The 11,452-nt window shown below is 54.8% G+C and carries 12 protein-coding genes; 3 read left to right on the top strand and 9 right to left on the bottom strand.

Translation table 11 applies throughout. The annotated features are described in order from the left end of the window. Positions 1–38: 38 nt before the first annotated feature. Entirely contained in the window at positions 39–818 is a 780-nt protein-coding gene (gene deoC / locus OGV83_RS20460; protein WP_024130733.1) for a deoxyribose-phosphate aldolase, read from the bottom strand. Positions 819–1,080: 262 nt separating this feature from the next. Between deoC and OGV83_RS20455 the strand changes: the two genes are divergently transcribed. Together OGV83_RS20455 and OGV83_RS20450 are read left to right on the top strand one after the other, a co-directional pair. Further along, on the top strand, positions 1,081–2,667 hold the full coding sequence (locus OGV83_RS20455) for a YjjI family glycine radical enzyme (protein WP_024130734.1): 1,587 nt from the start codon (positions 1,081–1,083) through the stop codon (positions 2,665–2,667). Between the two features lie 71 nt (positions 2,668–2,738). Further along, on the top strand, positions 2,739–3,593 hold the full coding sequence (locus tag OGV83_RS20450; RefSeq protein WP_286464521.1) for a YjjW family glycine radical enzyme activase: 855 nt from the start codon (positions 2,739–2,741) through the stop codon (positions 3,591–3,593). Between the two features lie 33 nt (positions 3,594–3,626). Here the strand turns inward: OGV83_RS20450 and OGV83_RS20445 are convergent, their stop codons facing one another. The 8 genes from OGV83_RS20445 to OGV83_RS20410 form a co-directional block, all read right to left on the bottom strand. After that, on the bottom strand, positions 3,627–4,403 hold the full coding sequence (locus OGV83_RS20445) for a metal-dependent hydrolase (RefSeq protein ID WP_115182023.1): 777 nt from the start codon (positions 4,401–4,403) through the stop codon (positions 3,627–3,629). After that, complete coding sequence (locus tag OGV83_RS20440) at positions 4,400–5,473, bottom strand: patatin-like phospholipase family protein (protein WP_047459075.1); 1,074 nt, start codon at positions 5,471–5,473, stop codon at positions 4,400–4,402. Before OGV83_RS20440 ends, OGV83_RS20445 begins: the two co-directional genes overlap by 4 nt. Before the next feature lie 123 nt (positions 5,474–5,596). After that, positions 5,597–5,758 carry a DUF1328 domain-containing protein gene (locus OGV83_RS20435; RefSeq protein WP_047459078.1) on the bottom strand — a complete coding sequence of 54 codons (162 nt, stop codon included), beginning with the start codon at positions 5,756–5,758 and terminating at the stop codon, positions 5,597–5,599. 128 nt (positions 5,759–5,886) lie between these two features. Continuing rightward, complete coding sequence (gene osmY / locus OGV83_RS20430) at positions 5,887–6,504, bottom strand: molecular chaperone OsmY (RefSeq protein WP_047459081.1); 618 nt, start codon at positions 6,502–6,504, stop codon at positions 5,887–5,889. A gap of 329 nt (positions 6,505–6,833) precedes the next feature. Next, entirely contained in the window at positions 6,834–8,423 is a 1,590-nt protein-coding gene (prfC, locus tag OGV83_RS20425; protein ID WP_012134201.1) for a peptide chain release factor 3, read from the bottom strand. 92 nt (positions 8,424–8,515) lie between these two features. Continuing rightward, positions 8,516–9,193: a pyrimidine 5'-nucleotidase gene (yjjG, locus tag OGV83_RS20420; protein WP_286449884.1), complete on the bottom strand. Its 678-nt coding sequence runs from the start codon at positions 9,191–9,193 to the stop codon at positions 8,516–8,518. 14 nt (positions 9,194–9,207) lie between these two features. Then, positions 9,208–9,654 (bottom strand): ribosomal protein S18-alanine N-acetyltransferase, encoded by a 447-nt coding sequence (gene rimI, locus OGV83_RS20415; protein WP_012134203.1) that lies wholly within the window; start codon positions 9,652–9,654, stop codon positions 9,208–9,210. Further along, a complete protein-coding gene (locus OGV83_RS20410; RefSeq protein ID WP_286464519.1) occupies positions 9,623–10,036 on the bottom strand; it encodes a DNA polymerase III subunit psi in 414 nt (137 codons plus the stop codon). The genes rimI and OGV83_RS20410 overlap by 32 nt, the downstream gene beginning before the upstream one ends. A 103-nt stretch (positions 10,037–10,139) precedes the next feature. On the opposite strand from OGV83_RS20410, the gene rsmC reads away from it, so the two are divergent. Then, positions 10,140–11,168: a 16S rRNA (guanine(1207)-N(2))-methyltransferase RsmC gene (rsmC, locus tag OGV83_RS20405; RefSeq protein ID WP_047459087.1), complete on the top strand. Its 1,029-nt coding sequence runs from the start codon at positions 10,140–10,142 to the stop codon at positions 11,166–11,168. Positions 11,169–11,452: the final 284 nt, after the last annotated feature.

The raw sequence follows: 11,452 nt of genomic DNA, 5'->3' as shown, positions 1-11,452 counted from the left end.
ATCCGGCCTACGTCACTACAACTCCGGCAATATAAGGCTTAGTAGCTGCTTGCGCTCTTGCCGTCCCCGTGGCCCAGCGCTTTCAGCAGGCTTGCCAGCAGGCTGGATGCGCCGAAACGGTAGTGACGGGAATCCGCCCAGTCAGCGCCAAACAGTTCGTCAGCAATGGCCAGGAACTGCTGTGCATCTTCAGCGGTACGCACGCCGCCAGCCGGTTTGAAACCAACGGTTTTGGAAACCCCCATATCGCGGATCACTTCCATCATGATGCGTGCGCTTTCCGGCGTTGCGTTAACCGGAACCTTACCGGTAGAGGTTTTGATAAAATCCGCACCAGCTTTGATGGAAATTTCAGACGCTTTACGGATTAACGCTTCTTCTTTCAGCTCACCGGTTTCGATGATCACTTTCAGCAGCACGTTTGCCGCCGCACAGGCGTCTTTACAGGCTTTCACCAGATCGAAGCCCACCTGCTCGTTACCAGCAATCAGCGCGCGGTACGGGAATACCACGTCAACTTCGTCCGCGCCGTACGCGATGGCCGCGCGGGTTTCTGCCAGCGCGATGTCAATGTCGTCATTACCGTGCGGGAAGTTGGTGACGGTCGCAATGCGGATATCCGGCGTGCCCTGCTCTTTCAGAGTCTTACGCGCAATCGGAATAAAACGCGGGTAGATGCAGATAGCGGCAGTATTCCCAACCGGGGTTTTCGCCTGATGACACAGCGCGATCACTTTTTCATTGGTGTCGTCGTCATTCAGGGTGGTCAGGTCCATCAGTTTCAGCGCACGCAGGCTGCTTGCGGTTAAATCAGTCATTACATTCTCCTGGCTCATCGCCGGTATAAAATTTCACCTTGCGAGTTTGTTAGTATTCTAACATCCGCTCGCCATTACACTTCGATATACATCACAGTTAATGAAAACTACGTACAAATTTGCATTACTGTAACGAGATCCACTTCAAATAAATGACCTTTCCCGGCCTCGCGAGTGGGCAACAGGCGCATCCTGATCAAAAGCCATCATCACGCAACTTCCTACAATGGCGCTTAACCTTCGGCACAAAAAGGAAACGAAGATGCCCACTTCATGCGAAACCGCGCTGCAACATCGTTGCCAGCAAATTGTGACCAGTCCGGTGCTCAGCCCCGAACAAAAACGTCATTTTCTGGCGCTGGAAGCTGAAAACGCTTTGCCTTATCCGGCCTTGCCCGCAGAGGCTCGCCAGGCGCTGGACGACGGGGTTATCTGCGATATGTTCGAAGGTCATGCCCCGTTCAAACCTCGTTATGTTTTGCCCGATTACGCCCGTTTTCTGGCTAATGGCTCACAGTGGCTGGAGCTGGAAGGCGCAAAAGATCTGGATGACGCACTATCTTTGCTGACCATCCTCTACCATCACGTTCCTTCCGTAACATCGATGCCGGTCTATCTGGGGCAACTGGATGCGCTGTTGCAGCCGTATGTTAAAATTCTAACACAAGACGAGATCGATATTCGAATAAAACGTTTCTGGCGCTATCTCGACAGAACGCTGCCGGACGCCTTTATGCATGCCAATATTGGCCCGGCCGACACGCCTGTCACCCGCGCTATTTTACGTGCCGATGCTGAGTTAAAGCAGGTTTCACCTAACCTGACGTTTATCTACGATCCCGATATCACACCGGATGATTTACTGCTTGATGTCGCTAAAAACATTTGTGAATGCAGCAAACCGCATATTTCTAATGGCCCGGTAAATGATAAAATTTTCACAAAAGGTCAATATGGCGTCGTCAGTTGTTACAACTCTCTGCCGCTTGCGGGCGGCGGCAGCACGCTGGTCAGGATCAATCTGAAAGCCGTTGCAGAGCGCAGCACCTCTGTCGATGACTTCTTTACGCGCACGCTACCGCACTACTGCCAGCAGCAGATCGCCATCATTGATGCCCGATGTGACTTCCTCTATGAACAATCACATTTCTTTGAGAATAGCTTCCTGGTGCAGGAAGGGTTGCTTGATCCCGGACGTTTTGTACCGATGTTTGGGATGTATGGCCTGGCCGAAGCGGTAAACCTGCTGTGTGAAAACGCGGGGATGAACGCGCGCTACGGGAAAGACGACGCGGCCAATGCGCTGGGCTATCGCATCAGCGCGCAGTTGGCCGATTTCGTCGCAAACACGCCCGTTAAGCATGGCTGGAAACAGCGGGCAATGCTGCATGCCCAGTCAGGCATCAGCTCCGATATCGGTACGACGCCGGGCGCGCGTTTACCGTACGGCGATGAACCTGACCCCATTACCCACCTGCAAACCGTCGCCCCCCACCATGCGCACTACCATGCCGGGATCAGCGACATCCTGACGCTGGACGAAACCATCAAGCGGAATCCTCAGGCGCTGGTGCAGCTTTGTCTGGGCGCATTCAAGGCCGGCATGCGGGAGTTTACCGCCAACGTCAGCGGCAACGATCTGGTGCGCGTCACCGGGTATATGGTGCGCCTGTCAGATCTGGAAAAATATCGTGCCGAAGGATCGCGAACAAACACCACCTGGCTGGGGGAAGAAGCCGCGCGCAATACGCGCATTCTGGAACGACAAGCACGCGTAATAAGTCATGAACAGCAGATGCGCTTCCTAACGCAAAATCATTCGAGAGGCATCGAGGCGGCAAGCGAATGAACCCCCAGTCACGTACACGTAGTACGTGACTGGGGTGAATAAGTGCAGCCAACAAAGAGGCAGTTCGAAGGATGAAGTGTTTAGTCAGTAAAATCATACCGTTCTCCTGCGTGGACGGCCCCGGCAGTCGTCTGGCTCTGTTCTTACAAGGGTGCAATCTGCGCTGTAAGAATTGCCATAATCCGTGGACGATCGGGCGCTGCAACGACTGCGGCGAGTGCGTTCCCCAGTGCCCTCATCAGGCGCTGGGCTTCAGCGCGGGGAAAGTGGTATGGCAGGCTGACGTCTGCGAGCAGTGCGATACCTGTTTGCGGATGTGCCCGCAGCAGGCCACGCCGATGGCGCAGACGATGAGCGTCGATGAAGTGCTGGACCATATCCGTAAGGCGTCGCCATTTATTGAAGGCATCACCGTCAGCGGGGGCGAAGCCACCACCCAGTTACCGTTTATTTGCGCGCTGTTTGCCGCGATCAAGGCCGATCCGCAGCTGTGTACGCTGACGTGTCTGGTCGACAGCAACGGCCTGTTGAGCGAAACCGGCTGGCAGAAACTGCTGCCCGTTTGTGATGGCGCAATGCTCGATCTAAAAGCCTGGGATAGCGCCTGCCATCAGCGTCTTACCGGGCGGGATAACGCGCAGATCAAGCACAGCATCAGGATATTGGCGGAGCATGGCAAGCTGGCCGAGTTACGGCTGCTGGTGATTCCTGGTCAGGTGGATTACCTGCAACAGATAGCGCCGCTGGCCGCGTTTATCTCCCGTCTGGGCGATATTCCCGTCCGGTTAAACGCTTTCCATGCACATGGGGTGTATGGCGAAGCAAAAACGTGGCCGGGCGCAACGCCTGACGACGTGCAACAGCTGGCAAACGCATTATGGGCGCACGGGGTGCATAACCTGATTTTCCCAGCTTTATATTTATGAATCGCCGGATGGCGGCTGCGCCTTATCCGGCAATCAGAGACGAAATAACGCCGCCGTATTGCGATACAGCGTTTCGGCGATCACCTCAGAGGGTTCATCGCGTAGCGCGCACAGCTCGCTGAATACCCGTGCCGCCTGTTCCGGGCGGTTTGGCTGCCCCTGAAAACCATTTAGCGGCATATCCGGCGCGTCGGTCTCCAGCAGCAATGCATCCAGCGGCAGTTGCGCCATCACATCACGCGTTTTACTGGCGCGCGGATAAGTAATCGTGCCGCCAACGCCAATTTTGTAGCCTAACTGAACAAAGCGTTCCGCCTGTTGCAGACTGCCGGAAAAACCGTGTACCACCCCGGTTCGCGCCAGGGCGTGGCGTTTGAGATGCATCGCCAGCTTGTCATGGGTGCGACGCGAGTGAAGGATCACCGGCAGATCGTAGCGTTTCGCCAGTTTAAGCTGCGCCTCCAGGAGCCGCTCTTGCTCATCGAACTGAGGATTATCGCGGTAAAGATCCAGCCCGATCTCCCCTACCGCCACGACTTTCTGCGGGCGTTGATCCAGCGCCTGTTGCAGGCGATCCAGACTGTCATCTGCGTGCTGCTCAATAAACACGGGGTGCAGCCCCAGCGCCGCGAACAGCGGCGGGAAGCGTTCCGCCAGCGCCAGCACGCGTGAAAAACAGGCCGCAGCCGTCGCCGGAACAATGATTTTGCCAACCCCCGCATCAGCGGCACGCTGAATGCTGGCCGCTTCATCACCGGTGAAAGGCGGAAAATCAAAATGACAATGCGTGTCGATAAATCGGCAACTCACGCCAGATCCTCATTATTGAAGGTAGTGTCGTTGGCCTGCGCCGCGCCGCTGACCGTTGCTACGTGCATATCGTTGGCCACCGCCGCCGGAGGCACCACCACCGGGCCAGGAATGACAATCTTCGGCGTGTGGCGGGAGAGCGGCGGTTTCTCCGTCAGCAGTTTCCCCACCGTCGCCAGAAAATAGCGCCCGCACAGGCGTCCGATTTTGTAATCTTCACGCAGCGCAGGAAGACGGCTGCCCAACGCCATGCTTTGCAGCGGTTTCGGCGGGTAGATTTCAATGATACGCAGCTTACCCGGCGGCTTCTCAATAAAACGCTGAATGGCGCTATAGCTGGTTTCGTGGTGCTGTACCAGATTCACCAGCGGCTGCAAACTGCTCTCCCCCAGCCAGCGCTCCATGCGCTTAAACCACTGCGGCGTATAGTACATTTGCGAAGGCACCGTGCGGATCACCACAATCGTTTTCGCGCCACGCTTTGCCGCCTCCTGTACCGGGATCGCATCGCTGATCCCGCCGTCCAGATAATTGATGCCATCCAGCGCCACGCCTGTACGGTAGAACCCCGGAATCGCGCTGGTCGCACGAATAATATCGAGCCAGTTTTGCTTCGTCGGCGAGAAATAGTTCGCCGTGTAGTCATCCCCACGACAGGCGCACATATAGAAGGATTTTCCGCTATCAAACAGACGCGCGGCGGTGTCCATCGCCAGCGGCATCTGCCCGGATGTCGCGTCCACCAGCCAGTCGAGATCGATCAGGTTCCCCCCGCGAACAAAACGCACCGGGTCGAAGAACTCCCGCTTCGTGGTGTAACGCATAATAACTTTGCGCCCATAGCCGGGCTGGTTACAGAGATAGGCAGAAAGGTTTTGCGCCCCGGCAGAGGTGCCGAGGTAGAGGTCGAACGGATTGAACTTCGCGCGCATAAACTCATCCAGCACGCCAGCGGTAAAGATTCCCCGCTGCCCCCCGCCCTCGCACACCAGAGCCATTCGGCCTGGTCGGAACGCGTTTAATGATAATGGCGCAATATTGCCGAGCGTCACGGGTATTCGCTGCCCCACCTCTGCCTTCCTGTGTTTTATTTTATAGAATGACAAAGTAACGCAAATTCGCGATAGCTAAAACCGTAAAAGCCAGTCCGATAGACTGGCTTAGCATGAATCATGGGTATTACGGGTGACGTGCTAGGGTCGTTTACGGCCCATAAACAGGCTGATCAGGAACAGGACAATCCCGACGACGAAGACAATTTTCGCTGCGCTTGCCGCGGTGCCTGCCAGTCCACCAAAACCCAGAGCGGCGGCAATTAACGCGATAACCAGAAATATAATGCCCCAACGAAACATAAGCTTCTCCTTTACCATAGTTAATGTCGACCGCTTGATATGAGCGTTCAGGTTGCTCATTCGCGATATTTTTAGTGTGGTGTACATTGCGCCTCCCGACAAACGTCGGGAGGGCGAATTAAGACGAATTACTGAGTTTTCAGGTCATTTTTGACGCTTTTCACACCATCAACCGCTTTTGCGATACTTTCAGCACGGTCGATTTGCGCCTGAGAATCTACGGTTCCTGAGAGCTGCACCACGCCGTCGGTGGTTTCGACTTTCACTTTGCGGGAAGGCACGATGTCATCCGCCAACAGTTTCGCTTTGATCTCGCTGGTAGTGGCCGTATCCCCGGCATAGCCTTTCATCGTGCCGGACTTGCTGTCGCGAACATGCAGTTTGTCGCTGACGGAGGTCACACCCTCAACGCCTTCCGCCACTTTCACGGCTTCTTCAGCCTGAGCCTGGCTTTCAACAAAGCCGCTTAATGTCACCACTTTGTTATCGGTTTTGACCGAGATATCGGTGCTCTTAATACTTTCATGATCCACCAACGCCGCTTTCACTTTTGCGGTGATGGCGCTGTCATCCATGAAGTTACCGACTTTATTCATAGAGCTATCGACTTTCTGTCCCGCGCTTTCTGCGCTGGACTGTGCCTTATCCAGCGTAGAGGTTTCCGCAAATGCAGAACCGGTCGCAACAGCGGAGGTCAACATTACGGCCAGGAGAGTTTTAGAAATCTTCAGTCTTGTCGTCGTCATCGATTCATTCCTGTATGGATGGCAGCCGTCACAATCAACATACTTATGCAGAATCGCGGCGCTAATCCCATCTTTATTCAGTTATTAATATCGCAGACAAGATAAATGACGGCCTTAACAACCAGTATTCACGCATTGAACAGTGTTAAAAGTCGTCATTTATGTCATCACTTTGTTAAATATAGTTCACAATCGCAAAATCGCTTGCTGATACGCTTAAAAAACAAGCAACCATAAGAAAAACTGAGGGATTTAAGAACATTCCGCAAGCGGTTAAAAAGGCAGGGAAAGTAACAGGGCGCGCCGGATGACGCGCCCTGGAGGGACAATTAGTGCTCGCGCGTTTTACGGAACTGAACGTCAGGATAGCGTTCCTGCGTCAGGTTCAGGTTAACCATTGTCGGTGCGATATAGGTGAGGTTATCACCGCCATCCAGCGCCAGTTGAACTTCATTCTTACGCTTAAACTCTTCGAATTTCTTCGCGTCAGTACATTCAACCCAGCGTGCGGTGGCGACGTTGACGGACTCATAGATAGCCTCAACGTTGTATTCGCTCTTCAGACGGGCAACCACCACGTCAAACTGCAACACGCCGACAGCGCCCACGATCAGATCGTTGTTGGCGATCGGACGGAACACCTGTACCGCGCCTTCTTCAGACAGCTGAACCAGCCCTTTCAGCAGCTGTTTTTGCTTCAGCGGATCTTTCAGGCGGATACGACGGAACAGCTCCGGCGCGAAGTTCGGTATACCAGTGAACTTCATCATTTCGCCCTGAGTGAAGGTGTCGCCGATCTGAATGGTGCCGTGGTTGTGCAGGCCCAGAATATCGCCCGGATACGCCTCTTCAACGTGAGAACGGTCGCCCGCCATAAAGGTCAGCGCATCAGAAATCACCACGTCTTTGCCGATACGTACCTGGCGCATTTTCATGCCTTTCTCGTACTTACCGGAGACCACTCGCATAAACGCCACGCGGTCACGGTGTTTTGGGTCCATATTGGCCTGAATCTTAAACACGAAGCCGGTGAACTTCTCTTCTTTCGCTTCTACCGTCCGGGTATCGGTCTGGCGCGGCATCGGCGCAGGCGCCCACTCCACCAGGCCATCCAGCATATGGTCAACGCCGAAGTTACCCAGCGCTGTACCAAAGAAGACCGGGGTGATTTCACCTGCCAGGAACAGTTCATGGTCGAACTCGTTGGACGCGCCCTGCACCAGTTCCAGCTCGTCGCGCAGCTGCTGCGCCAGGTCTTCCCCTACGGCAGCGTCAAGTTCCGGGTTATCCAGACCTTTTACAATGCGCACTTCCTGAATGGTGTGGCCTTTACCGGTCTGGTACAGGTAAGTTTCGTCTTTATAAAGGTGATAGACGCCTTTGAACAACTTCCCGCAGCCAATCGGCCAGGTGATCGGCGCACAGCCGATTTTCAGCTCGTTCTCAACTTCATCCAGCAGCTCCATCGGGTCGCGGATGTCACGGTCGAGTTTGTTCATAAAGGTGAGGATCGGCGTATCGCGCAGGCGGGTTACTTCCATCAGCTTACGGGTACGATCTTCGACGCCTTTTGCCGCGTCAATCACCATCAGACAGCAGTCCACCGCCGTCAGCGTGCGGTAGGTATCTTCCGAGAAGTCTTCGTGCCCGGGGGTGTCCAGCAGGTTGACCAGGCAATCATGATACGGGAACTGCATTACCGACGTGGTAATAGAAATACCACGCTGCTTTTCCATTTCCATCCAGTCAGATTTTGCATGCTGGCTGGAGCCACGGCCTTTTACCGTCCCGGCAGTCTGGATAGCCTGTCCGAACAGCAATACCTTCTCAGTGATAGTGGTTTTACCGGCATCCGGGTGAGAAATAATGGCAAAAGTGCGGCGCTTAGCCACCTCTTGCAAATAAGGAGACAACGTCATAGTTCAATCTTCTTGAGTAAGCGCGGCGTCTGACCACGCATGTTGAATACGAAAAATTGCGGCTATTTTACCCATCAACGGGGGGGAGGCAATCAGTGTTTACACAGGAGTTGCTCCAGTTCGCTTAATGACGCCACGGTCCAGGTCGGTTCAATGCCCGCAGGCTGCTCGCGATGGTGCGCATTCAACCAGCAGGTGGAAAGCCCGGCGTTCATGCCGCCGAGAATATCAGACTCTGCGGTATCGCCGACCATTAACACGCGAGAACGGTCAGGGCTGCCCGCCTGCTCCAGCGCGTAATCAAAGATGCGCGGATCGGGCTTTGCCACGCCCACTTCTTCAGAAATAACCAGCAGATCAAAACGATCGCGAAGCCCTGTTCGTTCAAGGCGAATTTGCTGCAATGAGGTGAATCCGTTGGTGATGATGCCCATCTTCACCTTACCGTGCAGGGCGTTAACCAGCGAAACCGCACCCGGCAGCGGTGCGCAAATCTCCGCCATAGCATTCATAAACGCATCATTTAACTCTTCAGGCGGGACGTTCAGCTGCTCGCCCCAGCCGACAAAGCGCTGGCGCTGAAGCTGAAGCGAAGTGATAGCGCCGTTCTGATAATCCACCCACAGCGGTTTATTGACGGCCTGGTAGTCCTGAAAATCTTCAGCGGTAAAGGTGACGCTATAGTCGAGAAACATCCGCTGCAAGCCGGTAAACGAGTCAAACGTAAACAGCGTTTCGTCGGCATCAAAGAAAATCCAGTCCCACTTCATCATTCCACCTTGTCTTACATACTGATTGGCAATGCCATGATTATCGCGTCCTCACGCCCGTCAGCCGTCGGGTAGTAATTACGGCGCACCGTTGCCTCATTAAAACCTAAACTTTCATAGAGTGCGATGGCGGCGGCATTTGAGGCGCGCACCTCCAGCCATAACGTCAGGACGCCGCGTTTTTCCAGTTCATCAATCAGATGTTCCAGCAGTTCTCGCCCCAGCCCCCGACGCTGAAAATCCGGGTCGACCGCAATATTGAACAGCGTCGCCTCATCCAGCACCACCTGCGTAATCGCGAACGCCGCCATCTTTCCGCCGACCGTCAGTTGATAGTTGAGGTAACGTTCGCCCTGATTGCTGGCAAAGGTTTTTTCACTCCACGGAAACGCATGGGCGCGTTTTTCAATCAGAAACGCAGCAGGTAAATCAGTCGGATTGAGGGAAGAAATCGTGTTCATATGCGCAAATTTGTTGCCATAGTACGGCGCGTGCCGTTGGGTTTGCCCGTAATTCATTAAACGCAGGACTTGTCACCTGAGCGCCTTCCAGCAGCAAAGGCTCTTCAGTACCCAGCCGCCAGCTGTTGCACCGGCTGCCTTCCGGCAGCATGGCGACGCGGTCAGGCGTCAACGGTAATACCTGGTCGGGACTGACGGTCAATGCGCGCAAAATATCGCTCATCAAGGGTTCGGTCAGCGCCGGTAATTCTTCCGCCACGACCACCAGACGAACGTGCGCCGGAAGGGAAATCGCGATTTCCCCCTGTAGCGCGCCAGGGCGACGCAGCGACCACTGGGTAATGCCCAGTTGCTGTAATTGCCAGTCTCGTCGGGATGTCATAGCGAAACGCTCCTGTCTGTCAGGGGCGCAAATATAGCAAATTCGTCGAAACTGCGCCAACAAACAACTATAATCGCCGCCAGGAACAATAGAGGAACCTTTCATGTCTGCTTTTACCCCGGCAAGTGAAGTCTTGCTGCGCCACAGTGATGATTTCGAACAAAGCCGTATTCTGTTTGCCGGAGATTTGCAGGATGACCTGCCAGCCCGCTTCGAAAGCGCCGCCAGCCGCGTGCATACGCAACAATTCCACCACTGGCAGCTGTTAAGCCAGCTGATGGGCGAGAAGGCGCGCTTTAGCCTGGTCGCCCACGCTGACGACGTCGCGGACTGCGACACGCTGATCTACTACTGGCCGAAAAATAAACCTGAAGCCCAGTTCCAGTTGATGAATATCCTGTCGCTGCTGCCGCTCGGCACCGACATCTTCGTGGTGGGCGAAAACCGTAGCGGCGTTCGCAGCGCAGAGCAAATGCTGGCCGACTACGCGCCGCTGAACAAAATCGACAGCGCGCGCCGCTGCGGGCTGTATCATGGCCGTCTGGAAAAACAGCCTGTCTTTGATGCGGAAAAATACTGGGGCGAGTACCGCATTAACGATCTGACCATCAAAACGCTGCCCGGCGTTTTCAGCCGCGACGGTCTGGATGTCGGCAGCCAGTTGCTGCTTTCCACGCTGACGCCACATACCAAAGGCAAAGTGCTGGATGTCGGTTGCGGCGCAGGCGTGCTCTCTGCGGCCTTAGCCAGCCACTCGCCAAAAGTGCGTTTAACCCTGTGTGATGTTTCCGCGCCTGCCGTTGAGGCCAGTCGCGCAACGCTTGCGGCAAACGGCGTTGAGGGTGAGGTATTCGCCAGTAACGTCTTTTCTGACGTAAAAGGGCGTTTTGATATGATCATCTCTAACCCGCCGTTCCACGATGGAATACAAACCAGCCTGGATGCCGCGCAGACGCTGATTCGCGGCGCGGTTCGCCACCTCAACAGCGGCGGTGAGTTACGTATCGTGGCTAACGCTTTCCTGCCTTACCCGAAAGTGCTGGATGAAACGTTTGGCTTCCACGAAGTGATTGCGCAAACCGGGCGCTTTAAAGTTTACCGCACGGTGATGACGCGCCAGGCGAAGAAGTAGAGTGGTCATCGTAGGCCGGATAAGGTGCCTGCACCGCCATCCGGCATGGTTTGCGGATGCCGGATGGCACTTCGCTTATCCGGCCTGCGGTTAGCGCCCATTTTTGCAGCAATCAATCCATCCTGCGTAATTAACTATTGACGAAAAGCTGAAAACCACTAGAATGCGCCTCCGTGGTAGCGATTCTTTTTAAGAATCGATGGTATGCGAAGGTGGCGGAATTGGTAGACGCGCTAGCTTCAGGTGTTAGTGTCCTTACGGACGTGGGGGTTCAAGTCCCCCCC

It is taken from the genome of Citrobacter sp. CK189 (assembly GCF_030333505.1).
GTDB lineage: Bacteria > Pseudomonadota > Gammaproteobacteria > Enterobacterales > Enterobacteriaceae > Citrobacter_B > Citrobacter_B koseri.
The sequence above is the reverse complement of the archived record's forward strand: the minus strand, read 5'-3'. Positions and strand labels throughout refer to the sequence as shown.

Excerpts from the sequence above, each read along its gene's own strand:
- yjjG (WP_286449884.1), bottom strand. The coding sequence starts at position 9,193 with ATGAAGTGGGACTGGATTTTCTTTGATGCCGACGAAACGCTGTTTACG.
- rsmC (WP_047459087.1), top strand. The coding sequence starts at position 10,140 with ATGTCTGCTTTTACCCCGGCAAGTGAAGTCTTGCTGCGCCACAGTGAT.
- prfC (WP_012134201.1), bottom strand. The coding sequence starts at position 8,423 with ATGACGTTGTCTCCTTATTTGCAAGAGGTGGCTAAGCGCCGCACTTTT.
- OGV83_RS20450 (WP_286464521.1), top strand. The coding sequence starts at position 2,739 with ATGAAGTGTTTAGTCAGTAAAATCATACCGTTCTCCTGCGTGGACGGC.
- OGV83_RS20455 (WP_024130734.1), top strand. The coding sequence starts at position 1,081 with ATGCCCACTTCATGCGAAACCGCGCTGCAACATCGTTGCCAGCAAATT.
- OGV83_RS20410 (WP_286464519.1), bottom strand. The coding sequence starts at position 10,036 with ATGACATCCCGACGAGACTGGCAATTACAGCAACTGGGCATTACCCAG.
- deoC (WP_024130733.1), bottom strand. The coding sequence starts at position 818 with ATGACTGATTTAACCGCAAGCAGCCTGCGTGCGCTGAAACTGATGGAC.
- rimI (WP_012134203.1), bottom strand. The coding sequence starts at position 9,654 with ATGAACACGATTTCTTCCCTCAATCCGACTGATTTACCTGCTGCGTTT.
- osmY (WP_047459081.1), bottom strand. The coding sequence starts at position 6,504 with ATGACGACGACAAGACTGAAGATTTCTAAAACTCTCCTGGCCGTAATG.
- OGV83_RS20435 (WP_047459078.1), bottom strand. The coding sequence starts at position 5,758 with ATGTTTCGTTGGGGCATTATATTTCTGGTTATCGCGTTAATTGCCGCC.